Genomic DNA, 25,570 nt, shown 5'->3' with positions numbered 1-25,570 from the left:
ATTACTCCATGGTACCTTCTGAAGGAGTGATGGATGTGTTGGATGTGCTTCAAAAAGACGTGCGAAACTGCCGTAACGACTTTCCCTCTCTGGCCCGAACCGTCTCCGGAAAACAGGCCGCTTTTTTTGACGGTCCTGGCGGCACCCAGGTTCCCAATCAGGTGATTGACGCGATCTCCCTGTATTACAAAACATGCAACGCCAACGCCCACGGCCCGTTCGTCACCAGCGTCGAGACGGATGAAACGGTAAAGCTTGCACGGGAAGCAATGGCGGCCATGCTGGGGGCTCCCGGACCGGAGTGCATCTCATTCGGAGCGAACATGACCACTCTCGCCTTTGCCTTGAGCCGGGCCTTCTCTCGCCTCTTGAAGCCGGGGGATGAGGTTCTGGTAACCGATCTGGACCACGAAGCGAACCGCGGCCCCTGGCAGACGCTCGCCAGTCATGGGGCTGTGATCCAATCCGTTCGCATGACCGCGGACGGCACTCTCGATATGGACGATCTGTCAGCCAAGCTCTCTGACAAAACGAGGCTGGTGGCAGTCGGCTACTCCTCCAATGCGCTGGGAACCGTAAACGACCTGCTCCACATTCGCAGACTCACCCGGGCGGTCGGAGCCCTTCTGATCGTCGACGCCGTTCATTATGCGCCGCACTTCCCCATCGACGTACAGCAGCTGGACCCCGATGTGCTGCTGTGCTCAGCCTACAAGTTTTACGGTCCCCACGTCGGCGTACTCTACTCACGGCGCGGCCTGCTCGACCGGCTGCCGACAGATAAACTGCGGCCGCAGGACGATGACGCTCCCTACCGGATCGAAACCGGAACGCTGAACTTCGCTTCCCTCGCCGGGGTAACTGCCGCCGTCCGCTACATCGCCGCGTTCGGCAGTGGTGGATCGCTGCGGGAGCGGGTCGTCTCCGGGATGGAAACAATCCACGCCCATGAGCTTGCACTGGCTCGCCGTCTGTACGACGGGCTGCAAGCAATGAAGCACGTTCGCCTCTACGGGCAACCGTTCGGCGAGGAACTGCGGGCGCCTACCGTCTCGTTCGTCGTCGACGGAGTTGATTCACAGCTGGCAGCCAAACAACTGGCAGAACACGGCATCTTCGTATGGGGCGGTCACTTTTACGCCATGCGCGTAATCGAGTCGCTTGGGCTGGAAGAGGCAGGCGGGCTGGTGCGTGTCGGTATCTCCGTTTACAACACGGCCGAAGAGGTGGATCGACTGCTGGAGGTCGTTCGCGCCATGCAGTGAAAAACCAAAGGGAAAACGGAGCAAATCATCCCCAACCCGATGCTGTCTGGTTGGGGATTTCCCTTTCACTGCGCTTGTTCTACGGATATAATGTGAGATGGAAGCAGAGGGGGTGATCACTTGTTGCAAACAGCTATTGGACGCTTGCGTGTCATCGGGTTTCTCGAAGGAATCTCTTATCTGATTCTCCTCGGAATTGCCATGCCGTTGAAATACTTTGCCGGGTTGCCCACGGCGGTTACCGTCATCGGAATGGCTCACGGCGTGCTGTTCGTGTTATTCGTACTTGCCGTTCTGCAAGTGATGTTCAAACATCGCAAGTCCATTCTGTGGGGCATAGGCGCTTTTGTGGCTTCATTGGTCCCTTTTGGCACCTTCGTGCTCGACGCACAAATTCGCAAGGACATCCATTCATCATAAGCGGATGCTCCCTTCACGAAAGTGGCTGCCTCCGTGGCAGCCCTTGTATTTTGGAAAGGATGAAGCGCAGTGGCATTCGGGATCACAAGAGAAGAATTGAATAAGTGGAAAGAAGCGGTGACCAGGGGGGAGATTGCTTTTTTGACTCATTATTGGTTTGATCCGCGTTTTCCAGACATCAAAACCGTGACAAAGGTGGGGTGCAAGAATCTCAAGATCCTGTCTGATTGGTGCCAAGCCCATGGACTAAATCCCGCCTATATTCATGACCGCCCTCCGTTCCCCCACTTCGATCTGATGGGTCCCAAGCAGAAGGAAATCCTGCTAAAGGAAAACATCCGGGAGCATTTGACCCGGTTTCGCATGCTGTAATATCGTCTGCTTGATTTTCATGCTTCATTTCCTCCCCTTCGCCAAATACGTTCGCAATACTTGTTCCGCCTTTTGGGCCAACAATTCCGGCGCCCGTTCCATCGCTTCCTCAAGCGTCATGGGACCGTTTACAATGCTATGGATACTCTGAATTCCATACTGATAGAGTTCTTCAATTCCCTGTCCAATCGATCCGGCAAGCACAAACGTCGGGATTCCTGCTTTCTGAGCTTCTTGCGCCACGCCCATCGGCGTTTTCCCTGATGCCGTCTGAAAATCAATTTGGCCTTCACCCGTAAACACGAGATCCGCTTTTTGCAAGACCTCACGCAAGCCGGTATAGCGAATCACGATATCAATCCCCCGCTCCATGGCAGCCGGGAAAAAAGCCTGAAAGGCGCCGCCTATTCCGCCTGCCGCACCTGCCCCCGGCCTGTCATGGAGCCGTACACCCGTCTTAGCTTCAACCAGATCCGCCCAGTGGTTCAGATGTCGGTCCAGGAGCTCTACCATTTCCGGCGTGGCTCCTTTTTGCGGGCCGAACACGCGGGATGCCCCATTCGGTCCGATCAGCGGATTTTGTACATCCGAGGCGATCACAAATGTGGCTTCGGCAATTCGTGTATCCCAGGTGCTGTCGTCTATGACAGCAATCCGCTGAACTTCTGCTCCCCCGAACCCAACCGGTTTACCCGTCGAGTCGAGCAATTGCAGACCTAAGGCTTGCAGCATCCCGATGCCGCCATCATTGGTAGCGCTTCCGCCAATCGCTAAAATAAATTGACGGTAGCCTTCATCCAGCGCTTTTTTAATGAGTTGGCCGGTCCCAAATGTGGTAGTCATCATTGGATTTCGCAGGTCTGCCGGAACCAGCGTCAATCCGGATGCACTCGCCATCTCAATCACACATGTCTTCCCGTCTCCCAGCACACCGTACTCCGCCTTCACCTGTGTGTGCAGGGGGCCTACAACGGTTACCTCCATCTTCTGTCCTTTCGTTGCTGCAACCAGACTATCCATTGTCCCTTCTCCGCCGTCCGCGACCGGTACCAAAAACGTCTGTGCATCCGGGAGGCATTTTTTTATTCCCTTCTCCATAGCAACAGCCGCTTCCATAGCCGAAACGCTTCCTTTAAACGAATCAGGTGCAATCACAATGTTAATTCCAACCACCACCTTTTTTTCTATTTTCATTATATCTTGCAGTGCCTATGAAATCTTCCACAAACGTGTTTTCATGTAAACGGCGCATACACACAGGTTCCAAACAGCAGCACTGACAAAGATGGAGGAAGTGCCCCACCATACAATCATCCAGCCGGAGAAATACATCGTCACCGGCAATTCCGATCCGGAACAGGGTCCCGGTGATTCCGCCGATTCTTCCCATCAGATCCTCCGATCCCCGAAGCAGACAAGACCACTGCCAGGACCGATAACTCCCGACGATTGTCTCGACAAAGGAAAACTTGATAAGCCCCATAGTGGGCTGGCAACGAAGCGAAGCAAAGAAACGCCTCCGTTTTCCATATAACGGAAGCGTTTTTGCAGTGCTCTCCCCTAACTGAGGCTGGTTTTATTGTTCTACAATCGGATGCCGCGATCAAGCAGAAAATGAATCACGTGATCGGCCGCTTCCTCTACGGTCATGACGGCGCTGTCGATCACGATCTCCGGGGCGACCGGCTCTTCATACGGAGAAGAAATCCCCGTAAACTCCGGGATCTCTCCCTTGCGCGCCTTTTGATACAGCCCCTTCGGATCACGCCGTTCGCACTCTTCCAGCGGGCACCTCACGTAAATTTCCACAAATTCGCCGGGTTCCAACAGCCCCCGGGCCAAACCGCGATCTTCACGGTACGGCGAAATGAAGGCAGTTAGTGTAATCACGCCGGCATCGACGAACAGTTTGGCCACCTCGGCGATTCTGCGGATGTTTTCCCGGCGATCCTCCGCACTGAACCCCAGCCCTTTGTTCAGACCATGCCGGATGTTGTCTCCGTCGAGCACGTAGCTGTGCAATCCAAGTTCGTACAGCCGTTTGTCAACAGCGTTGGCCAGTGTGGACTTGCCGGAACCGGACAGACCGGTAAACCACAGGACGCAGCTTTTGTGGCCGTGCAGGCGATGACGTTCCTCCTTTTTTATGGTGGTTTGATGCCAAACGATATGGGCTGTCGTCTGCTTGGACATACAGCTTCCTCCCCTGGTGAAATTAGTAGGACAGCGCCCGCAGGCCCTTGACGAGCACTTCAACAACCTCAGGGCGGCTGAATTCCGGCGGCGGGGCTTCTCCTTTGCTCAGCATCTCCCGTACTCTTGTCCCGGACAGCGTCACGTGGTGCTCCTGGCCGTGCGGGCACGTTTTCGTCGACGCCATGCTGCCGCACTTCCGGCAGTAGAAGCTGTTCTCAAAGAACAGCGGGGTAATTCCCAGCTCTTCCGGGGTAAAGTGGCGGAAGATCAGCTGGGCGTCATAGGTACCGTAAAAGTTCCCTACGCCGGCATGGTCGCGGCCGACGATAAAATGCGTGCAGCCGTAGTTTTTTCGCACGAGCGCATGGAATACCGCTTCCCTCGGTCCGGCGTAGCGCATCGCAGCAGGAAAAACGGCGAGAAATACGCGGCCTAGCGGATAGTAGTTTTCAAGCAGCACCTGATAGCTTTCCATCCGAACGTCCGCCGGAATGTCGTCTGCCTTCGTCTCTCCTACCAGCGGATTGAGGAACAAGCCATCGACGATCTCCAGGGCAGACTTTTGGATGTATTCGTGCGCCCGGTGAACCGGATTTCTCGTCTGGAAGCCCACGACGGTTTTCCAGCCGCGTTCGGCAAAAATCTTGCGCGTGTCGATCGGATCCAGATAAAAAGACGAGAATTTCTGTTTTTCAGGCCGCCGCACCAGCGTCACCGGCCCTCCCAGGTAGACGTCGGGGCGGTCCAGCAATTTTTTCACACCGGGATGTGCGGTATCTGTTGTTCCGTACACGTGCTGCGCTTCTGCCAGCTTATCCGGACGGTAGATTTCCCGCAGTTCCAGAAGGCCGTAGACAATGCCGTCGTGGACCAATTTGACCCTGTCTCCGACGGCGAGGCGACCAGCCGATGCTTCCGTCACGGGAAGCGTGATGGGAATGCTCCAGACGTGCCCGCTTTGAAGCCGCATCTGCTCCACGACAGAGCGGTAGTCTGCCTCCCCCAAAAAGCCGTCGATCGGACTGTATGCGCCGATTGCGATCAACTCGAGATCCGACAGGGCGAAGCTGTCCAGCTCCACCTCACTGTCAACAGACCGAGCGTCTGCGTGCGGATTAAATCGATTGACCAGCGTTCCGCCGTGTGGTTGAATCGTTGCCATTCTCTCCCTCTCCTTTTCCAAGCCGAATGTTTCTATGTCTGATGCAGCCCGCATTCCGTCTTGCCGCTTGCTGCCCATCGACCGGCGCGGGAATCCCCCTCCCCTTCGACAGGCAGCGTGCACGTCTCGCAGCCGATGCTGGGGTAGCCCTGGTCATGCAGCACGTTGTAGGTCAATCCAAAGGCGCGAATGTAATTCCAGACGTCCTCCCACGACCAGTGAATGAGCGGACATATTTTCAGCGACTGGAACTTGTGATCCGGATTGATGTACTGGATGTGAGCCCGCGTCGGTGACTGCTCCCTTCTCAGACCAGACATCCACGCTTTGGCCCCGGTGAGCGCGCCGGCCAACGGCTGTACCTTGCGAAGCCTGCAGCACTGATCGGGATTGCGTTTCCAGAGCTCGTCACCGTACTCGGCCGCCTGTTCGGACAAGGACTGTTCCGGTTCCAGGATGGTGATCCTCAAGTCGGGATATCTCGCTTGTACGCGTTCGATCAGCTCGTACGTTTCGCGAAAGTGAAGATGCGTGTCCAGAAACAGGATGGAAGCGTCCTTGCGCACCTGGCTGATCAAATCAATGAGAACGATTCCCTCCGCTCCGAAACTGCAGGCGTAGACCAGTTCATCACCGAACTGACCGTATGCCCATTTGATCACATCCAGGGTGTCTCCCTTTTCCAGCTCCCGATTGAGTGACGCGATCGAATCTTCTGTCAATGTAGCGTACGACAAACTCATATGCCGCCTCCTTGATCGTTCACTGAACTTCTCTCGCTTCGGATGAGTCTCATCAGACTGATCGTGCCGACTGTTGCCACGAACACACTGACGATGACGATGATTATGTAGACGTCGGAACGCAATACGAGGTTGACCAGCCCGAACGAGACGACCAGCGAGGAAACAGGAGAAACGATCCATACCATGAGGATTTGTTTGATAATGCCCTTTTGCCAGAGGCGGAACCCAGTTTCAGCGGTTCCCACCCCGAGAATGGCGCAAGTGGTAGCCTGGGTCAGCGGAACCGGGATCCCCAACAGGGAGGCGGCGATGACCAGCGTGCCCCCTGTCGCCGACACAGTGCTTCCCTGCAACAGGGACAGATTGGTGATCTTTTTGCCGTTCGTCTCCAACACTTTGCCCCCCAACGCGATGCAGCCGAGCGCCACGGCCACTCCGCCCAGCCAAATTCCCGCAGATGTGGAGAGCATGCCTGCGCCGACTAGCGGACCGACGGCGTTGGCGACGTTGTTCATGCCCGCGGAAAACGCTTCGTAGATGCCGCAGGCCACGAGCAGCCATCTCAACCAGCGCTCCCAGCGCCCTGCGCCCCGCAGTGCGGGCCAGCGTTTCTCGGCAGCAGCTATGGCTTTTCCCAGAAAAAAGGCACCGGCAAAAGCGGCGGCGGGTACCATCACCCAAAAGGAAAGGATCACAAGCAGATTTTGAACAAATACCGTTTGGTAGGCGATGCCGACCCCCACGATCGAGCCGACCGTCACCTCACTCGTGGAGAGCGGAATCCCGAGCAGGTTGGCTATAAACAGCGTGAGGGCGGATGAGGCCAGAATGATCACAACCGTATGAACCGAAAGCAGTGAGGTCGGGATGATGCCCCCGCTAATGGTTTTGACTACCTCTCCACCGCCGACAACGGCCCCAATGAGTGCGCCGCCGGCGACGAGGAACATGGCAAGCCGCTTGCTGCGGATGGCCCCGCTTCCGTATGCCGCCCCCATGGAGGCGGCGGTTCCGCTGGCTCCGATATTCATGGCAAAAAACAGTGCGGTGAGTATAGCGATATACGTCCAGGTCACAAGTTACCATCACTTCCAATCATTCATATCAGAATACTGGGTTTTATCGCAGCACGAAGCCCTGGACGTTCATCTTCCTGCAGAGAAAGGATGGCGTCCGCAACAAAGGCGGCTCCTTTTCCCTGCGTCCAAAACGCTGTTCTCCCCAGCGATCTCGCCTTTTCCGCCGTCTCCTGTCCGATGCAGATCAATTGCCCGTCCGCCCAGTGGCCAGCCCGTTCGTTCAACGCTTCCAACGCCAACGGGTCAGCTGCAACCAGCCAATCGAAACGGATGCGCTCCAGCTGATCGTAGGCGGGATGAGACAAATCCAGACCGATGCGGTACAGACTGGTTTTTGTCCATGTCGCACCGATGGCTTCATCATTCGTCACACCGTCCCGGTACGCCTGATGGAGCAAGAGAACCCGATCGCCGAACAGGAGTGGTAGATTCTTGCGGACCGATGCGAGCGGAGTGTCGGCGGGCCATTCGATCTCGACCTGCAGTCCTTTCGCAGCCAGCTCTTCCGCCGCTTGTTTCCCCAGCGCGACGAATTTTGCCTTCACCTGACGGATGTCGATGTCAAGCTCGCGCAGATTGTGGAAGAAATACCGGACTTCCCACGAATCGGCAAGCACGATCCAGTCGAACTGCCCCGCCTGTCTCAGCACCTGCTGAAGTGCATCGGATGAAGCCGGCCGTGCAGCAACCGGCAACGGCCATACCTCTGCCCCCAAATCTTCCAGGATTCTTCCATAACTGTCATCCGAAAGCGGATGGGCCGCATAGGCCACCGTTTTGCCAAACAACGGCTTTTGTTCGAACCAGTTCAACCGATCCCGCAGCCGGACCACTTCTCCGACGACAATAATAGCCGGGGCGGTAAACTTCGCATCCGCTGCTCTTTGCACGATATTGTCCAAATCTCCCACCAGCGTCATCTGCTCCGCCAGCGTTCCCCAGCGAACCAAAGCGACCGGCGTCGACGGCGATTTTCCGTGCTGGAGCAGCTGCTCCCGGATCTGAGGGAGATTTTTTACTCCCATGTAAATCACCAGCGTGTCAACACCGGAGACTTGTTCCCAGTTGATCGGTGTCCCCTGGTTTTTCTCGCAGAGGTGTCCTGTCAAAAAGGCGACGGACGAGTTGTAATCGCGGTGCGTGAGGGGAATGCCCGCATAGAGAGGAGCGGCTATCCCTGAGGTAATCCCCGGAACAATCTCAAACGAAACAGAGTGCTTTCGGCATTCCTCCGCTTCTTCCCCCACCCGACCGAAAATACTGGGGTCTCCCCCTTTTAAACGAACGACGGTACGTCCCTGACCTGCTTCCCGCACCAGAATCGCGTTGATCTCTTCCTGAGGAATGGCGTGGTTGCTCGATTCCTTGCCGCAGTAAATAAAACGGGCGTCTTTTTTGGCATGGAACAGCAGCTGGGGATTGGCCAAACGGTCGTACACGACGACGTCCGCCTGCTGCAGCGCCTCCACTCCGCGAACGGTCAAGAGCTTCGGGTCTCCCGGACCGGCGCCGACAAAAAGCACTTTTCCTGTCTTCATTTCGGCCAATCCTCCTACCTAGTGGCGATTCTGCGTTGAAATTTCAGCCCTGCGAAGCCACATCCGGGTGCCCGCAGGGTGCCTTCTATGAAAAGCGGGACGTTTCTACGACGTAGCCCACACCGCTGCGTCCCAGCGGCTTTTTCTCCACGATGCTCAGCTGCTCCACTTTTGGCGGGGTCACGGTGTGACGCAGCAGGTGGTTCTCTGCTGAAGTGAACGCTTTCTCATCCGAAGAAGCGATGACGATCACGGTCAGCAGCCGATTCTCTGCCAGAACCGCTTCCAGTTTGTACAGGTAGGTTTCCGATTGTTGTTCAGCCATGCTGCTCTTCCTCTCTTTACGCCCCGGCAGCCGAAGCGAGAATCTCATCGACTTGGGCCTGAATGGCATCCACCCCAACCCGCTCCACGTACTGCCAGTACTCTTCTCCCTCCAACCGTTTCTCCCGATAGAGCGTCATCAGTTGGGCAAGGAACGGGCCAAGCTTGTCGACAGTAACCCGAGCGTTCAGCTTTTTGTTAAAGCGCGCGTCTGCGAGTGTTCCGCCCACGTGCACGTCGAACGCTTCGACCATGCCGCCCGGTGTTTTCACCAGTGCTCCCTGCAGACCGATATCGGCGATCTGCCGCTGTCCGCAGGAGTTGGGGCAGCCCACCATGTGAATGCGTACAGGTGTATCCAGTTCCACGGTCTGATCAAGGTATTCGGCCAAAGAGCGCATCCGTTCCTTCGTTTCCACAATCGCCAGGTTGCAGTACTCGATACCTGTGCAGGAAACCGCGTACCCGATGAAGGTGTTGGGTTTCAGCTTGAAGCGGTTGACGACGATCGGCTCCGCCTGAAACGCCTCTACCTTTTCTGCAGGAATGTGGCGAATCAGCACGTTCTGCGTGTTACAGGTGCCGATTGTGCCGTCGCCGTACTCGTCGGCAAGACGTGCCAGCTCATCCAGTTCGTCTGCGTTCATGCGGCCTACCGGGACGGACAGTCCGGCGTAGTAGTACCCTTTTTGCCGCTGCTCGTGGATGCCGTAAAAGTAGCCGGCATTCCAGCCCTTTAGCAGGTCTTCGCCTTTTGTTTCCAGATCTCCCGTGACTTTCACCAGCTCTTCACGGAATTTCTCCACCCCCCAGTCGGCAACGAGAAACTTCAAGCGGGCATGCGTCCGTTTTTGGCGGTACCCGAAATCCCGGAAAATCGTCGTCACTCCTGCCGCCACCTTGACCACTTCTTCCGGGCGGACAAAAACGTCAAGCTGCTGCGCCAGATACGGTTTGGCCGACAGTCCGCCGCCTACCCAGACGTGGAACCCGATCAGCTCTTCGCCGTCGATCACCTTTTTGGCAGGGGTAAAGGCCAGGTCGTTGATTTGAGCATGGGCGGCATTGTACACGTTGGCGGAAATGGACATCTTGTACTTGCGCGGCAGGTTGGAAAATTCGCGGTTCAAAAGAAAGAATCTCTCCAATTCTTTGACAATGGGGCGGGTGTCGATCACTTCATGCGGATCGATGCCGGCGAGCGGGTTGCCCATGATCGTCCGCGGGCAGTCTCCGCACGCTTCAAAAGAGGACAAACCGACGGCAGCCAGGCGCTCGAAAATATCGGCAAGCGACTCAACCGTCAGCCAGTGAAACTGTACAGCCTGGCGGGTGGTTACGTCGACCAGGTCGCGCCCGTAGTCTTTGGCGATGGCGGCCAAAGCCCGCGCCTGCTGACTGCTCAGGATGCCTCCGGGAATGCGGACGCGCATCATGAAGTGGCCGTCTTTTGGTCGCTGCTGGTACACACCGGCCCATTTAAAGCGGTCCATGTCGGAGGCCTCAATGGATGCAAACCCCTCTTTGGAGTAAGTGTTGATGATCGTTTCGATCACATCCAGACCGTCTTTTTCCAGCTTGGTCAGCTCCATTTTGTTCAGGTTCGGGTCGTCTGCCCATTTCCATGTTCTCTGTTCCGCCATACTCACAACACTCCCCTTTTTTTATTGTTGCGGCTGCAACACCGAATGCACGGATCTCTCAATCCATTTGGCGACCAACGGATGCGGCAGATAGGTCTTGCCGGAATATTCGTACGCAGTATCTCCCAGCCTGCCGGGAATGACCTGTCGGGTGAAGTATCCCTGGCTGACAAAAACCGGCAAGACAAGCAGCCGTCGATTCCTCGCCGCCTCCTGCGCTCGCTTCCAGACCGAATCGGGCCGCAGTGTCGCATAGGAGGCGAATGGAAAGCCGTATGCTTGCTGCAGTCGTACAGCAAGTCGCTGAAGCAGAAGCTCCCAGCGGTCGCGAAAACCGGGCAGGTCGCTTCCGTGTCCGATGAGGAGCAATCCTTCCCGGGACGGGAGAAGAGACAATTCCTCTATTCGTTCCCCGAGAATTCGCTCCACCATGACGTCGTCTTCCAGCGGCGGGCACCAGATGATCCGCGCCGTCACCGGAATGGGGCGGACATCGGTAGCGAAGCCAGGAGACGGGAGAACACCCAGCATGTACTGGATCTCACTGACGTGCGTGCTCCCTATGGTGACAAACAAGGGGACGCAGATGATCGTGCGGACGCCCATGCGTTCCAACCGCCTGACCTCATCGGCAATGCCGCGGTTTTCCACGCTGCCCAGATAAGCAACCCGGACCGGCAGCACCAGCTTTGTTTGCCGGACGGTTTCCTCCACCAGCTGGTTCCAGTCGGGATCGGGCGAACCGTGGGCAATGACCAGAACGGCGGTGTCGGACATGGAGGCTCACCCCTTAAATTACTATTCCGATATGTTTACTAGGGATTATATAGCCGAATATTCCTCCCGTCAATAAATAAAAAAAGCTGATCGAGCCAGCATTTTGCCCATCAGCTTTTCTCCTGTTCGCTTTTCGGTTTATACAACAAATCAAGTGTCTGCACCAGCGTTTGGTACTCCGCCGGACTGAGCTCATCAATCTGCTGCACATAACGGACAGCGCTCTTCTTCAGCTCGCTGCGCATACGATCCTCGGGCGATTCCCCCGTCTCGAAAAACTCCGTCCAGTGATTGACGAAGTTGGCCGTCAAGGCGCCTAGTAGTCCAATCCCCGTCAGCATCAGGATTGCCGCAATAATCCTTCCTCCAATGGTAATGGGAGAGATATCGCCGTATCCCACTGTGGTCGTGGTCACGATCGACCACCACGCCGCGTCGCCCACATTTTTGATATTCGGATTCACTCCCGCCTCAAGCAAGTAAATCCCGGTGGAGCTCCACAGCATGATCAGACTGGCGATGGCAAAAATTCTGCGCATCGGCTTGGACTGCAGCAGTCCCCACAGCAACGGAGACGCCTTGACGATGCGAACCAGGCGGATGATCCGCATAAAGCGGGCGGAATAAAATAATGATCAATCGGAATCATGGCAATCAAATCAAACCAGTTGGAGACCACAAACTCTCGCTTCCGCTTCGCCCTCCACAAGCGCACAGCGTACTCGACTATGAGAAAGACAATGAGTACCATGTCTATTTCCCGCATCAGCTCATCCGTCAACTCCGGATGTCTGGCCGGATCGGCGAACACCAGTATGGCGTAGGTAATGACTAGCAGGATGATGAAAATTTCATAGAGTACGCGCCAGAACAAGGAAACTCCTCCTGCCGCCAGACTAGTAGCTGATCAGCGCCGCCATCAGAAGTCCGGCAGCAATGCTCAGTCGGGAAGCAAAAATACCGACAGAAACGTTGCCCTTGGGAATCTCCGATACGACTTTGAACGGGGTGAGCAGCTCAAACAGATAAAACACGATTACCTGGAATACGGTGCCAACGACTCCCCAAATGACCAGATCCCACAGATTGACAGAATGGAAAATGGCTGATGCGAGCACAATGGCCAGTCCGATCATCTTGCCGCCCAGATCGTGTGCCGCCGCTTTTGCGGCAGCCATCTTCTGCGGATCGTTCGTCTCTGCGCCGTTCTTGATCAGTTCGTACTCCTTGTACGGCGTTGTGAAGGCAAACACAAAGATGCCGAATGCCATGAGCGGCAGGGTCACCCCGAGATACACCAAAAAGTTCAACAGATACATCCATTGCGACTCCATACTTGCTACCCCTCTCCTCTACCCGTTTTGTATGCCAATCGGCAAATAATACGATAGGTTGTTCGTGATCGGACCGCCGACCCGGGCGATTACAGCCGACGCATCGCCCCCGATGAGAAACGAGCCCCACAACAGACGTCCGGTGTATTCGCCTTTTGCGGTCTCTACCGTTACCAAAGGCAATTCCGCCCGCTGCTGGTAGATCATCGGCTGCTCCCAGTACAGCTCTTCCCGGTCCCGGTCAAGCGGATTTCCTTTGGCGTCGTACAGTGTGACGCCTCCTCCCTCCCGTCCGAAAATCGGCTTCGTTACATAGTCAGCCGTTCCCAGAAAGCGATTCTCAAAGTACGTTGGCAGCATGTAACGGCCGATGATTTCCCGTTCATCCCCGTCGAAAAATTCCCCCGCCTCGTACAAGCTCCAGATCAGCGCCTGCAATGCCTTCGTCTGCATAAGAAAGGCGGAGGGCGGATTGATGATCGCCAGACGCTTCCCGGCTATCAGCTCCAGCACATGAGCTCCGGTCGGGTATCCGTCCTCGTCTCGTTCCTCCGCCAGTTTTTCCAGAGCGTGCAGGCGATAGAGGACGTCAACCGGTTCCAATCCGTCTTCCTTCTGTATGTACAAGCGGTCACCCTGTACGCGAAGCTGTTCCAGCGGAGCAAAGCGGGCCCCAAGTCCGGACTGCTCCATCAAATACAGCGTCGTTCCTTTGTCTTCTTCATGCCAATCGAGCGAACTGAACCAGATATGACCGGTATCGAAGCCCACATTCCGATAGGAGCCGATGATCTTCTGAAACGCAGGCCCAATCTGCGCGGACAGGCCGGCGTTGGGATTTTCCTCGTCAAAAAAGCGGCAAACGAAGTCGTTGACGAAAAACGCTTCCACGATTCCGGTCGGCGTGTCGCTGTTGAACTCCAGCATTTTCAGGCCTTCTGGAGTGTGGGCAAAATCAAACCTCCCCACAACCGTAGGAATCTCCACAGAGACCATGGTTCGCACCGCAGCCAATGCCTCCTCCGGAATTCCCAGTTCCCGCAGCAGACTGTCGTCCGCCCGCTGCAGCACGGGCACCATTTTGGCAAAAATCCGCGCCAAGTGGGTGGTCGCCAGCGACAGCTCCTGACGAAAGGACGGGGAAATCAAGTGAAGAGAAGCCAGGGCATACTCCTCTCCGTACATCCAGTCCCAGGTAAACGTCCCGCTTTCCCGAAGCGGTTGATACAGCCGTTCGCGCCGCTGCAAGTATGTGAGCGTCATGCCTTACCCCGAGCTGGAGTAACCGGAACTGCCGATGCCGCCCTTGGCCCCGCTGGTGACGCCGGTGTACATCCGCTTGTACTTTTTCTTTCCATCCACGTCGATATAGGAACTGCCCGATGTCTGGCTGCCGTCGTCGTCGCAATAGCCGTCGTTGTTCTCGTCGAGGCAGTCGTCCCCCTGATAGGTCTCCTCGGCGGAACATCCGCTCACCGCCAACGCGGCAGCGAGAAACAGCCCGACGACCTTATTTGTCTTGGTAAGTGACATGATCCTTCTCCCCCTACGATGTCGGCTGGGCGTAGTAGACGTACACCTGCCTGTCTTCGTCCACCTCGGTCGAGGTCTTCTCCCATTCGCGGCCATGCAAATACAGGTAATCGCTCTGCAGATGCAGCAGCGCATCGTCGTCGTCCTTAAAATAGTAGGTGTGGACCAGCGGGTAAACAGTGGTTCCTTCCTTGTATTCGCGAAGCTCGATCCGCACGCTTCCCCAGCGCGGCGCAGCCGTATGCGCGTAATCCACCGCCTGCTCCTGGTCAGAACGCTTCACATATACGACATAACGGTCCGCCTCAACTGCACAGGACGTCTTCTCGTACACCATGTGACCTTTCACAAAGTAGTCGCAGGCAAAGCGCCGCGACACTTCGTCCTTGTCGATCTGCTCATAGTAGTAAAGGACCGGATACTGGTTCGCTTCGTCCAGCAATCGGTATTCTAGCCGTGCCATTTGTTCAACACCTCACCAACATTATACGCGATACATCGTTTTACGAGGAAAGAAAAGATTGGTTTCTTTTCTATTGGGAAATAGAAAAAAAGGAACCCCCAACGCATTGATGCATACGTCGCTGGGGGTCCCACTTATTGGGAAATGAGTCGGCGAATCTCTTCATGCAGATGGCCGTTGGAGGCCATAATGGAAGGCTGGTGTTCATCCTGGAACGGCTCGTGACGGTAGGGAACTCCCTGCCAGTCTGTCACTTTGGCCCCCGCTTCCTGGGCAATAAGAATACCGGCAGCTACATCCATGATACCGGAACGCTGCATCACGATGTAATCGATCCAACCGTTGGCAAGGAGGCACCAGTCGAGAGCAGGTGCGATGTTGCGCATCAGCCGTTTGGTATGCAGCACAAACGGTCGGGTAAAGTCCAGTTCCTCTTCCTTGGTGACGGTATCGCGGCCGCGGATGTAGGTTCCCACCGCTTTGTTCAAATCGAGGCGCGTATTGACGTTGAGCCGTTTTCCGTTGAGAAACGCCCCTTTCCCTTTTTCTGCCCAGAACAGCTGGCCTGCCACCGGGTTGTATACGACGCCCAGCGCCAGGTCTCCTTTGTGCTGCAGTGCAATGGAAATGGAGAAGTACGGATGCCCGATGAAGTAGTTGTTGGTTCCGTCCAAAGGGTCGACAATCCAGACGTATTCCTCGTCGCGCCGCACTACGCCGATCTCTTCGGAGTAGATGGTGTGCGCCGGAAAATGACGGTGCAGCACCTCGATAATCCGCCGCTCGCTCTCTTTGTCCTCCGGCAGTTTGACATCGTTGTGCAGCTCCAGATCCGGGATCAGCTGCTCTGCAAAGCGCTCTTTCAAATAGGCACCTGCCGCCAGGGCCGCTTCCTTGGCAATCTCAATCATCACGGTAGACGCTCCTTTTTTCACTCGGTTTTTCCATCGTACATGACAACCGCCTTCCCCTTCAAGCTCCAGGTCCAGCATTTTCCCTTGCGAATCCCCCCGTGAGTCTCTAGAATGAAAAGAACACGCAGTTTCCCGCAGAAGGGGGTTCAGGATGAACAGCGATTTTATTCGTCTCAAGAACCTGGAAGGCGAACTGAAACTGACCCAGATGAACAAAAATCTCGGCTGTTCCGTCACCAGCAAGGAGCTGGTTTTTCAAAAACCGCATACCACGTACCATCTGTTCCTGCGCGATATTGTCAGCATGGTGCCGATCAAACTGGATTCTGCGCCGGCCATGTTCCGCCATCAGAGTGAAACGATTCGCTCTGCGTTTGGATCGGACTACTACAAGCTGGTGGTAAAATGGGCCCGCATCGTGACCCGCTCCGGGATCGTGGAACGGGAAAACATGGAATTCATCGTGCCGCTGTCGCGAAAAATGCTGCAGTATATCGCCCAGTACAGCGGATTGGTGGTCATATCGTAACGGAAAAAACCTCTATTCTCCCCTTTTTGGCGTAAAAAACACGGCTCCTTAATGTGAAAGGAGCCGTGTTTTTTACCTTTTCAAAAGCATAAACGTCCCTGTCGCATGCGCCAGCAGCTTGTCACGCTCATCGTAGACGCTTCCCTGGCAGACGACCAGCGTCTGACCGCGGTGCAGGATGGACGCCTCGGAGCGAAGCTGCTCCCCTTTGCCGGGACGAATGTAGTTGACCTTGAGTTCCGTCGTAACCGCATACTGATCGGAAGGCAGGGATCGGTTGATCATCGATCCCATGGTCGAGTCGATCAGCGTGGCCAGCACGCCTCCGTGAACGACGCCCAGCGGGTTGTGCATGAACGGCGTAACCGGCACGATAAACTGATAGGTTCTGTCATCCAGAAAGGTGCCTTTTAACCCTAGAAAGCCGGAGAGAAAGGGGCTGTTCCGCTCACGCTTCTGCTTAATCGCTTGAACCGCCAGCTCTAGGATCTGCCGCTCCTCTTCACTCCCCTGCTCCATGATCTGCATCATCTCTTCTACCATCTGGCTCACTCCATTACAAGTCTTGATTCTTTTCATTGTAGAGCAAGCCCGTCACATTTTCACGCATTGACTTCCTGGGGTACGCCTGTCTCTCCCTGTTCCCGCACCTTCGGGACCGAACGCTTCGTCAGCGAGGACAAGTAGACACCAGCCAGAATGAACATGCCGCCCACCGCTTGCGCCACCTGCAGTCGTTCATTTAGAAACAGCACGGAAAAGAGCGCGGCGAAAACCGGAATGAAGTTGAGAAACGGGGAGGCTTTGCCTGGCCCGAGGAGCGCGATTGACTTGTTCCAGCAGAGAAACGATACGACGGAAGCAAACACGCCCAGGTACAGGACGTTCCATGCTGCAGCTGGCTGAAACAGCAGCACGCCTTGGCCGTATACCTCCCAAAGCGTACCTGGCAGCAAAAACAGCAGGGAGACGGCAATCGACAGGGTAAATCCCCTCATGCCGGTCAGTCTTGGATCCGCTTTGCGGATGCGAATGGAGTACAGCGCCCAAATGACGTTGGAGGCGAGCATGATGATGTCACCCGTATTCCAATGGAACTGGCCCAGCTGCGTGATGGCGCCCTTGCTCACGATCCAGAGCACTCCCATCAGCGAGACGATGAACCCCGCCAGCTGTCGCCCGGAAATTCTGTCGCCCAAGAGCACGAAAGCCATGAGTACGATCATCATCGGCGACGAAGCGGCCAGCATCGCAGCATTAATGGTGGATGTATGTAGAATGGAAAGGTAGACCAGCGGAGTAAACGCAGCGATACCAAGCAATCCCAAAAAGGAAATTTCCTTCCATTGCGAACGATAAAAAGACGCCTCGCTGACGATCCCCCGCCAGGTAAACGGAAGCAGCACCAATAGCGCGATGCTCCAGCGCAGAAACGACAAGCTGAACGGTGGCAGTTCGTCCAAGGCGGCTCGTCCCGCCACAAAATTGCCTCCCCAAAACAACGCGGCAATCAACGGAAGGGCGTACAGGCTCTTGTTGTTCCACATGACAGCAGTTCACCCTCTCCCTACGATGTATCCTTGCATTCTTTTTCTACTTTACCATGCGAAAGTCAGAAAATCGGTGTTTTCAAATGTTTTTGCAATTGCGCCTATGTTTACCGCTTTTGTCTTCCAAAGCCGCAAAGCGTCGAAGCAAGGATGTATCCTGAACGAATGTTCAGATTTTTGCGGTTGTTTCCACCTGTCCAATAATGATAAGATTATTCAAAAAATCGTAGGAACAGGTGTACAGGAGAAGGGAGTATCAGATCCATGACAAAAAGAAGAAGCGACATGATCAAAAAAGGTTTTGACAGAGCCCCTCACCGCAGCCTGCTGCGCGCGGCCGGCGTCAAGGAGGAAGACTTCGACAAACCGTTTATCGCCATTTGCAACTCCTATATCGACATCATTCCGGGGCACGTTCACCTGCAGGAGTTTGGACAAATCGTCAAGGAAGCCGTTCGGGAAGCAGGCGGGGTGCCGTTTGAATTCAACACGATCGGCGTCGACGACGGCATCGCTATGGGTCATATCGGGATGCGTTACTCGCTGCCCAGCCGGGAAATCATCGCCGACAGTCTGGAGACGGTGGTAGCCGCCCACTGGTTTGACGGCCTGATCTGTATTCCGAACTGCGACAAAATCACTCCCGGCATGATGATGGGCGCCCTACGCGTCAATATTCCCACGCTGTTTGTCACAGGCGGCCCGATGAAGGCCGGCAAAACAAGCGATGGCCGCGCGATCTCGCTCGCATCCGTCTTTGAGGGTGTCGGAGCCTATCAGGCAGGCATTATCGACGACAACCAACTCACCGAGCTGGAGCAGTTCGGCTGTCCGTCCTGCGGTTCCTGTTCCGGCATGTTTACCGCCAACTCCATGAACTGTCTGGCGGAAGCGCTGGGACTCGCTCTCCCCGGCAACGGAACCATTCTCGCTGTTTCTCCGGAGCGCAAGGAACTGGTGAGAGCGACTGCGAAGAAGCTGATGGAGCTGATCGAACGGGACATCAAGCCGCGCGACATCGTCACGTTGGAAGCCATCGACGACGCTTTTGCCCTGGACATGGCGATGGGCGGCTCCACCAACACCGTGCTGCACACACTGGCACTCGCTCACGAAGCGGGCATCGACTATCCGATCGAGCGAATCAACGAGGTAGCCAAACGCGTGCCCCACTTGTGCAAGCTGAGCCCGGCTTCCGACTACCACATTGAAGATTGTCACAACGCCGGGGGCGTTACCGCCATTTTGAACGAACTCTCCAAAAAGCCGGGAACTCTTCATTTGGACCGCATCACCGTCACCGGCAAAACGTTGGGCGAAAACATCGCCGGAGCCGACATCCTCGACGACAAGGTCATTCGCCGACTGGATAATCCGTACAGTGAGACGGGCGGTCTTGCCGTCTTGTTCGGAAACCTTGCCCCGCAGGGCGCGATCATCAAGACGGCGGCAGTAGATCCGTCCATCAAGCGTCATGAGGGTCCTGCCATCTGCTTCGACTCGCAGGAAGAAGCGCTCGCCGGCATCGCCAACGGGCTGGTAAAGGAAGGTCACGTGGTGGTAATCCGCTACGAAGGTCCAAAGGGCGGACCGGGAATGCCGGAAATGCTCGCTCCTACCTCCCAGATCGTCGGAATGGGGTTGGGCACCAAGGTAGCGCTGGTAACCGACGGACGCTTCTCTGGCGCCTCCCGCGGCATCAGTATCGGACACGTCTCCCCGGAAGCGGCTGAGGGCGGACCAATCGCTTTCGTGCAAGACGGCGACATCATCAGCATCGATCTCGTGGAGCGCACCATGCAGCTGCAGGTGTCACCGGATGAACTGGCTCGACGCCAGGCGAACTGGTCCGGTTTTGAGCCGAAGGTAAAAACCGGATACCTCGCCCGCTACTCCAAGCTGGTTACCAACGCAAGCATGGGCGGCGTGATGAAGATATAAAAAATGCGGGACATAACAGGAAAGAGCACCCACTTGAGGTGCTCTTCCTTTTGCCCTATTATGTTGTTGACTACAACACACGGCGCGCCGTAACAAAACGCTTTTCCCACGACGTCCCTCGGAAAGTGGAGAACGTTACGCCCGGTTTCCCGTACGTATGCAGGATCCGGTTGTTCCCTGCGTAAATGGCTACGTGCGTAATCCGATTGGAATCGGTCCATCTGTTGGCTTTAAAGAAGATCAGATCTCCCTTTCTCAGGTTGCTCTTGGCTACGCGGAAGCCGCGTTTTGCCTGGTCGCGGGAAGTGCGCGGCAGGTAAATGCCCATGCGGCTGTATACGCGTTTGACAAACGAGGAGCAGTCAAACGTACGTGTGGTATAGATGCTGGAGCCGAATTTATATGGTGTTCCCAGATATTGTTTCCCAATCGCAATGACTCTGTCAGCGCGAGCCTGTGTCCATTGTGCCGAAGCAACTTCCTGGTTCATCGGGAGCGGAGCAACGACCCCCGTGATCCCTACTGTGATCCCCAGAAAAACGCCAACGAGTGATTTACGCAATTTCATGCTTCTTTCATCCTCCCTTTCTTGTTGCGGGGTTCGTTAACCCTTGTGCGAACAGTTTGGGTACCCTTGTCCGGTAACTACTTTACCATCAACCGACAGCGTATTTAATTGCCAAAAACTTTCCAATCCTGCTAAACTGGATTGGCTGAATTTACCGGTAGACACGTTCGTACCCGTTGCCAAGCGACATTTCGCAAATTTTCAGTTAATTTCCCTGCCAAGATTTACTAGAGATGAGCATTAAATTTTACCAGAAAATCTTGCTCATTCTCCTGATGTCATACGACTTTTGCGCTGCCCAGAAAGGAAAATACCCCCTGTTTTTTGTAAAATCGGAGGATCAAACTGGAAAAGCCAATGGTTCAGGTCACTTGCAACCTGTTGTGACACGTCGTAATCTAATAGAAGCTTGTTTACTAGCTTTGAGGAGGTACCTATGCGACTGCGCAACATTCCCGGAGCCGAAGAGGCCCTGCGACAATACCCTACTTTTGTGGATCAACCCGCCCGTTACAAAGGGCGCTGGAAGGAACGGTTCGGCAACGATCACCCGATCCATGTGGAAATCGGCTGCGGCAAAGGGCGCTTCATCACGACGCTGGCCGCTCGCCATCCGGAAACGAACTTTATCGCCGTCGAGCTGAAAGCGGAGGTGGTTCTCCGCGCTGCCCAGCGGACAGAACAGCGGGAGATTCCCAACCTCGCTTTTGTCCAGTTCAACGCGGCGATGCTGAACGATTTGTTTGCAGAAAACGAAGTGGACCGGATCTATCTCAACTTCAGCGATCCCTGGCCGAAAAAGCGCCACTACAAGCGCCGCCTTACCTACAAGAGCTTCCTGGACGTGTACAAGCAGGTACTCAAGCCGTACGGAGAAATCCACCTGAAAACGGACAACGAGAACTTGTTCGAGTTCTCCCTCAATCAGTTTTCCAACGAGCGTTTCCGCCTGCGCAATATCACGTTTGATCTGCATCATTCCGCGCTTGCTGAAGAGAATGTGATGACCGAATACGAAGAGCGCTTTTCTTCACGCGGACAGCGGATTTACCGGACGGAAGCGATTTATTTGCCGGAGTAAGAAAACCCACCCGGCATTAGCTATCCTCGACCCACTCGGCGTTAGCTATCGCTGTGCCGAGTGGGGTCCCCTTCTTCGCCGGGCGGGGCCCCGAACACTTTTCTAGCGGCTGTATGGGATGTCCAAATTTATAAATTCTTATACACTAAAATGAACAGGGCAGCTCCCCAGTGGCTGGGGGCTGCCCTGTTTTTCATCAAGTTTTATAGACCAAAATGGAAACGTCTGGATTATCGAAACAAATTTTAAACCTGGTATGTTCCTGTTTCATTTTCTGGAAGACAAAACGATGTATCGCACAATGAAAGGGTTGCATTGAAAATGTTTTCCTGTCCTGCTAGAATAGATAATCAAGAAAGGCAATGAAAGGACCCGCAGGTATTGGCTGTGTTTTAGAGAGTCGACCCATGGCTGAAAGGTTGATGCACAGGCGTATCTGTATCCCATCCTGGAGCCGCTGGCGATGAGCCGTGCCGGATACCCTTCCGTTATCGGGGATTTGAGTGGATCGTGACGACGGAGTCGCGATCAATTAGGGTGGTACCGCGGGAGTTTTTCCCCCGTCCCAATTCTGGGATGGGGGATTCTTTATTTTTCACGGATAAAGGAGTGTGCAGAAGATGGCAGATGAGAAGGCTTTTGTGAAGGAGATTACGCCGCAGTCGGAAGACTTTTCCCGATGGTATATCGAAACCATTACCAAAGCGGATCTGATGGATTATTCCCCTGTGCGCGGCTGTATCGTCTTCAAGCCGGATGGCTTTGAACTGTGGGAACGGATTCAGGCGGCGATGGACAAGCGCTTCAAGGAGACAGGGCACCGGAATGCCTATTTCCCGATGCTGATTCCGGAGTCTTTCTTTCAAAAAGAGAAAGAGCATGTGGAAGGCTTCAACCCGGAGCTCCCCTGGGTTACCGAGGCAGCTGGCGAGAAGCTGGAAGAGAGGTTGGCGCTCCGTCCGACCTCCGAGACGATTATCGGCCATATGTACAGTCAATGGATCCAAAGCTACCGCGATCTGCCCGTGCTGATCAACCAGTGGGCAAACGTCTTCCGTTGGGAGAAGCGGACGATGCCGTTCCTTCGCACGTCCGAATTCCTCTGGCAGGAGGGGCATACCGCCCATGCCACGGAGGAGGAAGCGCGTCAGGAGACGATGCAGATGCTGGAGATTTATCGAGAGGTCGTCGAGCAGGAGCTGGCCATCCCGGTGTGGAAAGGGCAAAAAACACCGAGCGAGCGGTTCGCCGGTGCCGTTGACACCTATTCGATCGAAGCGATGATGAAAGACGGCAAAGCCGTTCAGGCGGGTACCTCGCACTATCTGGGCGAAAAATTCGCGCGTGGCTTTGACATCAAATTCCTTGACCGCGACAACCAGTTTAAATATGTGCATACCACTTCATGGGGAAGTTCAACACGCCTCATCGGGTCGATGATCATGGTTCACGGTGACGACCGGGGGCTGGCCCTGCCGCCGCGAATGGCTCCGACCCAGGTCGTGATGATCCCGGTCGGCCCAGTCAAACTGCGGGAAAAGGTGATGGAGAAGTTTGATCCGCTGTTTGATGCGCTGAAGGCAGCGGGAATCCGTGTAAAGGCTGACCTGCGTGAGGAGACACCGGGCTGGAAGTTTAACGAATGGGAGATGCGGGGCGTTCCGATCCGTCTGGAAATCGGTCCGCGTGATGTGGACAACGGGCAGGTCATCCTGGCCCGCCGGGATACTGGCGAAAAGCAAACGGTTGCCATGGACGGAGCGGTCGAAGCGGTCTCCAAACTGCTGGAAGACATCCAGCAAAACATGTTCCAGAAAGCGCTGGCCTTCCGTACTGCCAACTCTCACCTGAACATAGATACTCTGGATGAATTAAAGGCCCATATTGCCAAAGCGGAGAGCGAAAAGGGGATCTCAGGCTGGGTATTGGCCGGCTGGTGCGGCGACGACGACTGTGAGGCGAAAGTAAAGGAGGAGACCAAATACACCTCCCGCAACATTCCTTTCGAGCCTCCGGCCACGAAGCATACATGTATCGCATGCGGCGGCGAATCCAAGCACACCGTCTGGTTTGCGCGGGCCTATTGAAGAAAACCCAGCCGACTTAAGCTAGGCTCCACCCACCCGACTATAGCTTTTGCTGCGCCGGGCGGGGCCCCGTATGCGCCGGGCAGTGCCCCGCATATACTAAAAATGGCGAAATGCACGTAATGTCCTGATTACGTGCATTTCGTTTTTTCCATAGACAGGTTCCAGGTGCTACACATCCCTTGCGACAAAGGTGCGTACCGCCAGCCAGAGGGCGACTGCCCCGTACAGAACGGTGTAGACGAGCATCGCGTCACTCGGTGCTGACAGGCTGCCGAACAGCCCCTGGGCAGCCAGCGACAACGGGTTGTCCGGTTGGTCAAACAGGAGGATCGTCATTTTGCGAAAGAGCGCGTCGATGGGAAACACGAGGCTGGAGATGATACCGATGTTGACCAGTTCCGCCTTCTCCATGAGCGCCCCCAGCTGCTCGATAAAGCCTCCGATAAATCCGATCCCGTATAGGATGATCAGGACAATGCCGCCGGTTACAGTTGAAGCGGTACAGCTCAAGAACAGCGCCACACTGACCAGAATGACCGGCTGCAGCACGAACAAACCCGCTGCCTTGAGGATTTGCCCTGCGGTTACGTCCACCGCCAGCACTTCGCCCCCGACCAGCTGATTGGTCAGGATAATGCCGGCGAACATCGCTGCCGCATACACGACAAGCAGACTGCCGAGCCCGATAAACTTCCCCACCAGATAGGTTCTTCGCGGCAGCGGCCGGGCCAGCCACGTATCGATTTGGTGGCTGTCAATCTCTTGGGCGATGCTGCCCACGCTGCTGAGGATGGCAAGCAGTGCTGTGATGAAAGAACCGAAGTACAGCCCCACCCCCAACAGCTGCGTGGAGATAAAGCCCTGCTCCATGATCAGATCGGCTGTGGAGCGCCTGCCCAACATATCGCTCATCTGTCCGGCAGCGAAGTATACAGCCACCGCGTACAGCAGCAGAAAGGCGAGTGACATCAGCAAGGTAATGGAAAAGATGCGCTTCGACAGCATCTCCCGGTACGATATTTTTACGATCGGCCACACGAAAGCTCTCTCTCCTTTCGATTTACCCAGTAAAGGAAGGCGTCCTCCAGCGACTGCCGTTTCCGAATCACCTCGTGAATCGCCGCTCCCCTTGCAACCAGTGCTTGAATCAAAGCCGGGACGTTATTCTGATCCTTCACAGTAACGAGCCAGCTTTCGGTCCCTTCCCTTTGCGACAGCCGTTCCGCATGCAAGACGATGTCGGGCATCCCCTCCCACATTCCATCTGGAACCAATTCCAATACAATTTCAACCTGTGGCTGTACTTCCGTCAGTTTTCGCCAGTCGCCTTGCACGACCAGCTCCCCTCGGTGGATGATAGCGACGTAATCGCAGATACTCTCGACTTCACTGAGCAAGTGACTGTTGAGAAAGACAGTTTTCCCCTGGTTTCGAAGCTCAACAATCAGTTCGCGCACCTCTCGTCTTCCGATGGGGTCGAGTGCGGAAGTAGGTTCGTCCAAAAACACCAGCTCCGGATCGGAGATAAGCGCACAGGCGAGCCCGATTCGCTGCTGCATGCCTTTGGAATACCCGCGGATTTTTTCGTCCGCTCGCCCCGTCAGACCCACCCGGTCGATCAGACGATGGATGGCGGCTTTCCGCTCCTGACCATACAGGCCGGACAAATCGGCGTGCGCTTCCAGGAGCTGTCTGCCGGTCAGCCAGTCGGGGTAACGAAACAGCTCCGGCAGGTATCCCACCCGGCGCCGCGATTCCACGCTACCGATCGGGTGGCCCAGCATCACTGCCTTGCCCGAGCTCGGCTTCAAGAGCCCCATCATCGTTCGGACAAACGTGCTCTTCCCCGCTCCGTTTTGCCCTAAAAAGCCGAATACCGATCCACGCGGCACCTGCAGGGTGATGTTTCGGCAGCCGGCTTGTCCGTTATACTGCTTCGACAGCTCCCACGTCTCCAATACGTAGTTTGACACCATGCTTCCCCCTTTGCTGCAAAAACGACTGGGCAGAGCCTGCCCCAGGTTGGGGGACGCTCTGCCAGGCCG

26 protein-coding genes and 1 pseudogene are annotated in these 25,570 nt (G+C 55.5%); 7 read left to right on the top strand and 20 right to left on the bottom strand.

Annotated features, from left to right (window positions below; all coding sequences use genetic code 11):
- The first annotated feature begins 35 nt into the window (after positions 1-35).
- The 3 genes from ACE99V_RS00695 (at position 36) to ACE99V_RS00685 (ending at position 2,057) form a co-directional block, all read left to right on the top strand.
- Positions 36-1,265 (top strand): cysteine desulfurase-like protein, encoded by a 1,230-nt coding sequence (locus ACE99V_RS00695; RefSeq protein WP_400489022.1) that lies wholly within the window; start codon positions 36-38, stop codon positions 1,263-1,265.
- Positions 1,266-1,385: 120 nt separating this feature from the next.
- Positions 1,386-1,685, top strand: coding sequence for a DUF3817 domain-containing protein (locus ACE99V_RS00690; protein ID WP_400489020.1), 300 nt, complete (start codon positions 1,386-1,388; stop codon positions 1,683-1,685).
- A gap of 69 nt (positions 1,686-1,754) precedes the next feature.
- Positions 1,755-2,057, top strand: a complete 303-nt coding sequence (locus ACE99V_RS00685; RefSeq protein WP_400489019.1) for a hypothetical protein — start codon at positions 1,755-1,757, stop codon at positions 2,055-2,057.
- A gap of 24 nt (positions 2,058-2,081) precedes the next feature.
- Here ACE99V_RS00685 and ACE99V_RS00680 read toward each other — a convergent pair whose 3' ends face one another.
- From ACE99V_RS00680 to ACE99V_RS00610, 15 genes and pseudogenes are all read right to left on the bottom strand, one after another.
- On the bottom strand, positions 2,082-3,221 hold the full coding sequence (locus tag ACE99V_RS00680) for a glycerate kinase (RefSeq protein ID WP_400489072.1): 1,140 nt from the start codon (positions 3,219-3,221) through the stop codon (positions 2,082-2,084).
- A gap of 420 nt (positions 3,222-3,641) precedes the next feature.
- Positions 3,642-4,250 carry an adenylyl-sulfate kinase gene (gene cysC, locus ACE99V_RS00675; protein WP_400489018.1) on the bottom strand — a complete coding sequence of 203 codons (609 nt, stop codon included), beginning with the start codon at positions 4,248-4,250 and terminating at the stop codon, positions 3,642-3,644.
- 22 nt (positions 4,251-4,272) lie between these two features.
- A complete protein-coding gene (gene sat, locus ACE99V_RS00670) occupies positions 4,273-5,415 on the bottom strand; it encodes a sulfate adenylyltransferase (RefSeq protein ID WP_400489017.1) in 1,143 nt (380 codons plus the stop codon).
- A 32-nt stretch (positions 5,416-5,447) separates the two neighbouring features.
- Complete coding sequence (locus ACE99V_RS00665; RefSeq protein WP_400489016.1) at positions 5,448-6,158, bottom strand: phosphoadenylyl-sulfate reductase; 711 nt, start codon at positions 6,156-6,158, stop codon at positions 5,448-5,450.
- Positions 6,155-7,237 carry a sulfate permease gene (gene cysP, locus ACE99V_RS00660; protein WP_400489015.1) on the bottom strand — a complete coding sequence of 361 codons (1,083 nt, stop codon included), beginning with the start codon at positions 7,235-7,237 and terminating at the stop codon, positions 6,155-6,157. The genes ACE99V_RS00665 and cysP overlap by 4 nt, the downstream gene beginning before the upstream one ends.
- A 23-nt stretch (positions 7,238-7,260) precedes the next feature.
- A complete protein-coding gene (gene cobA / locus ACE99V_RS00655; RefSeq protein ID WP_400489014.1) occupies positions 7,261-8,778 on the bottom strand; it encodes a uroporphyrinogen-III C-methyltransferase in 1,518 nt (505 codons plus the stop codon).
- Between the two features lie 85 nt (positions 8,779-8,863).
- Entirely contained in the window at positions 8,864-9,103 is a 240-nt protein-coding gene (locus tag ACE99V_RS00650; protein ID WP_400489013.1) for a DUF3906 family protein, read from the bottom strand.
- 16 nt (positions 9,104-9,119) lie between these two features.
- Complete coding sequence (locus ACE99V_RS00645) at positions 9,120-10,745, bottom strand: nitrite/sulfite reductase (RefSeq protein WP_400489012.1); 1,626 nt, start codon at positions 10,743-10,745, stop codon at positions 9,120-9,122.
- A 21-nt stretch (positions 10,746-10,766) separates the two neighbouring features.
- Positions 10,767-11,522 (bottom strand): sirohydrochlorin chelatase, encoded by a 756-nt coding sequence (locus ACE99V_RS00640; RefSeq protein WP_400489011.1) that lies wholly within the window; start codon positions 11,520-11,522, stop codon positions 10,767-10,769.
- 110 nt (positions 11,523-11,632) lie between these two features.
- A pseudogene (locus tag ACE99V_RS00635) lies at positions 11,633-12,333 on the bottom strand (potassium channel family protein).
- 85 nt (positions 12,334-12,418) lie between these two features.
- Entirely contained in the window at positions 12,419-12,856 is a 438-nt protein-coding gene (locus tag ACE99V_RS00630) for a DUF350 domain-containing protein (protein WP_400489010.1), read from the bottom strand.
- An 18-nt stretch (positions 12,857-12,874) separates the two neighbouring features.
- Positions 12,875-14,119: a glutathionylspermidine synthase family protein gene (locus ACE99V_RS00625; protein ID WP_400489009.1), complete on the bottom strand. Its 1,245-nt coding sequence runs from the start codon at positions 14,117-14,119 to the stop codon at positions 12,875-12,877.
- 3 nt (positions 14,120-14,122) lie between these two features.
- Positions 14,123-14,389 (bottom strand): hypothetical protein, encoded by a 267-nt coding sequence (locus ACE99V_RS00620; RefSeq protein WP_400489008.1) that lies wholly within the window; start codon positions 14,387-14,389, stop codon positions 14,123-14,125.
- 13 nt (positions 14,390-14,402) lie between these two features.
- Positions 14,403-14,852, bottom strand: coding sequence for a hypothetical protein (locus tag ACE99V_RS00615; RefSeq protein WP_400489007.1), 450 nt, complete (start codon positions 14,850-14,852; stop codon positions 14,403-14,405).
- A 134-nt stretch (positions 14,853-14,986) separates the two neighbouring features.
- A complete protein-coding gene (locus ACE99V_RS00610; protein ID WP_400489071.1) occupies positions 14,987-15,763 on the bottom strand; it encodes an inositol monophosphatase family protein in 777 nt (258 codons plus the stop codon).
- Between the two features lie 154 nt (positions 15,764-15,917).
- On the opposite strand from ACE99V_RS00610, the gene ACE99V_RS00605 reads away from it, so the two are divergent.
- Positions 15,918-16,295 (top strand): hypothetical protein, encoded by a 378-nt coding sequence (locus ACE99V_RS00605; protein ID WP_400489006.1) that lies wholly within the window; start codon positions 15,918-15,920, stop codon positions 16,293-16,295.
- A 72-nt stretch (positions 16,296-16,367) separates the two neighbouring features.
- On the opposite strand, the gene ACE99V_RS00600 is transcribed toward ACE99V_RS00605, so the two are convergent.
- Together ACE99V_RS00600 and ACE99V_RS00595 are read right to left on the bottom strand one after the other, a co-directional pair.
- The gene (locus ACE99V_RS00600) at positions 16,368-16,838 is read right to left on the bottom strand and encodes a PaaI family thioesterase (protein ID WP_400489005.1); all 471 of its coding nucleotides are present in this window, start codon (positions 16,836-16,838) and stop codon (positions 16,368-16,370) included.
- A gap of 59 nt (positions 16,839-16,897) precedes the next feature.
- On the bottom strand, positions 16,898-17,842 hold the full coding sequence (locus ACE99V_RS00595) for a DMT family transporter (RefSeq protein ID WP_400489004.1): 945 nt from the start codon (positions 17,840-17,842) through the stop codon (positions 16,898-16,900).
- A 267-nt stretch (positions 17,843-18,109) separates the two neighbouring features.
- On the opposite strand from ACE99V_RS00595, the gene ilvD reads away from it, so the two are divergent.
- The gene (gene ilvD, locus ACE99V_RS00590) at positions 18,110-19,786 is read left to right on the top strand and encodes a dihydroxy-acid dehydratase (protein ID WP_400489003.1); all 1,677 of its coding nucleotides are present in this window, start codon (positions 18,110-18,112) and stop codon (positions 19,784-19,786) included.
- Between the two features lie 70 nt (positions 19,787-19,856).
- Here ilvD and ACE99V_RS00585 read toward each other — a convergent pair whose 3' ends face one another.
- Complete coding sequence (locus ACE99V_RS00585; protein WP_400489002.1) at positions 19,857-20,354, bottom strand: C40 family peptidase; 498 nt, start codon at positions 20,352-20,354, stop codon at positions 19,857-19,859.
- Between the two features lie 436 nt (positions 20,355-20,790).
- On the opposite strand from ACE99V_RS00585, the gene trmB reads away from it, so the two are divergent.
- Both trmB and proS read left to right on the top strand, forming a co-directional pair.
- On the top strand, positions 20,791-21,435 hold the full coding sequence (gene trmB / locus ACE99V_RS00580) for a tRNA (guanosine(46)-N7)-methyltransferase TrmB (protein ID WP_400489001.1): 645 nt from the start codon (positions 20,791-20,793) through the stop codon (positions 21,433-21,435).
- A 620-nt stretch (positions 21,436-22,055) separates the two neighbouring features.
- Complete coding sequence (gene proS, locus ACE99V_RS00575; protein WP_400489000.1) at positions 22,056-23,522, top strand: proline--tRNA ligase; 1,467 nt, start codon at positions 22,056-22,058, stop codon at positions 23,520-23,522.
- A gap of 171 nt (positions 23,523-23,693) precedes the next feature.
- Here the strand turns inward: proS and ACE99V_RS00570 are convergent, their stop codons facing one another.
- Together ACE99V_RS00570 and ACE99V_RS00565 are read right to left on the bottom strand one after the other, a co-directional pair.
- Positions 23,694-24,563 carry an ABC transporter permease subunit gene (locus ACE99V_RS00570; RefSeq protein ID WP_400488999.1) on the bottom strand — a complete coding sequence of 290 codons (870 nt, stop codon included), beginning with the start codon at positions 24,561-24,563 and terminating at the stop codon, positions 23,694-23,696.
- Positions 24,548-25,498, bottom strand: a complete 951-nt coding sequence (locus ACE99V_RS00565; RefSeq protein ID WP_400488998.1) for an ABC transporter ATP-binding protein — start codon at positions 25,496-25,498, stop codon at positions 24,548-24,550. Before ACE99V_RS00565 ends, ACE99V_RS00570 begins: the two co-directional genes overlap by 16 nt.
- Between the last annotated feature and the right edge of the window lie 72 nt (positions 25,499-25,570).

It is taken from the genome of Brevibacillus soli, assembly GCF_044759095.2.
GTDB lineage: Bacteria > Bacillota > Bacilli > Brevibacillales > Brevibacillaceae > JBIYSM02.
The sequence above is the reverse complement of the archived record's forward strand: the minus strand, read 5'-3'. Positions and strand labels throughout refer to the sequence as shown.

Bases quoted from the DNA above. Each gene is read 5' to 3' on its own strand.
- cysC (WP_400489018.1), bottom strand. From the start codon at position 4,250: ATGTCCAAGCAGACGACAGCCCATATCGTTTGGCATCAAACCACCATA.
- sat (WP_400489017.1), bottom strand. From the start codon at position 5,415: ATGGCAACGATTCAACCACACGGCGGAACGCTGGTCAATCGATTTAAT.
- ACE99V_RS00665 (WP_400489016.1), bottom strand. From the start codon at position 6,158: ATGAGTTTGTCGTACGCTACATTGACAGAAGATTCGATCGCGTCACTC.
- cobA (WP_400489014.1), bottom strand. From the start codon at position 8,778: ATGAAGACAGGAAAAGTGCTTTTTGTCGGCGCCGGTCCGGGAGACCCG.
- ACE99V_RS00650 (WP_400489013.1), bottom strand. From the start codon at position 9,103: ATGGCTGAACAACAATCGGAAACCTACCTGTACAAACTGGAAGCGGTT.
- ACE99V_RS00645 (WP_400489012.1), bottom strand. From the start codon at position 10,745: ATGGCGGAACAGAGAACATGGAAATGGGCAGACGACCCGAACCTGAAC.
- ACE99V_RS00640 (WP_400489011.1), bottom strand. From the start codon at position 11,522: ATGTCCGACACCGCCGTTCTGGTCATTGCCCACGGTTCGCCCGATCCC.
- ACE99V_RS00630 (WP_400489010.1), bottom strand. From the start codon at position 12,856: ATGGAGTCGCAATGGATGTATCTGTTGAACTTTTTGGTGTATCTCGGG.
- ACE99V_RS00625 (WP_400489009.1), bottom strand. From the start codon at position 14,119: ATGACGCTCACATACTTGCAGCGGCGCGAACGGCTGTATCAACCGCTT.
- ACE99V_RS00620 (WP_400489008.1), bottom strand. From the start codon at position 14,389: ATGTCACTTACCAAGACAAATAAGGTCGTCGGGCTGTTTCTCGCTGCC.
- ACE99V_RS00615 (WP_400489007.1), bottom strand. From the start codon at position 14,852: ATGGCACGGCTAGAATACCGATTGCTGGACGAAGCGAACCAGTATCCG.
- ACE99V_RS00610 (WP_400489071.1), bottom strand. From the start codon at position 15,763: ATGATTGAGATTGCCAAGGAAGCGGCCCTGGCGGCAGGTGCCTATTTG.
- ACE99V_RS00605 (WP_400489006.1), top strand. From the start codon at position 15,918: ATGAACAGCGATTTTATTCGTCTCAAGAACCTGGAAGGCGAACTGAAA.
- ACE99V_RS00600 (WP_400489005.1), bottom strand. From the start codon at position 16,838: ATGGTAGAAGAGATGATGCAGATCATGGAGCAGGGGAGTGAAGAGGAG.
- ACE99V_RS00595 (WP_400489004.1), bottom strand. From the start codon at position 17,842: ATGTGGAACAACAAGAGCCTGTACGCCCTTCCGTTGATTGCCGCGTTG.
- ilvD (WP_400489003.1), top strand. From the start codon at position 18,110: ATGACAAAAAGAAGAAGCGACATGATCAAAAAAGGTTTTGACAGAGCC.
- ACE99V_RS00585 (WP_400489002.1), bottom strand. From the start codon at position 20,354: ATGAAATTGCGTAAATCACTCGTTGGCGTTTTTCTGGGGATCACAGTA.
- trmB (WP_400489001.1), top strand. From the start codon at position 20,791: ATGCGACTGCGCAACATTCCCGGAGCCGAAGAGGCCCTGCGACAATAC.
- proS (WP_400489000.1), top strand. From the start codon at position 22,056: ATGGCAGATGAGAAGGCTTTTGTGAAGGAGATTACGCCGCAGTCGGAA.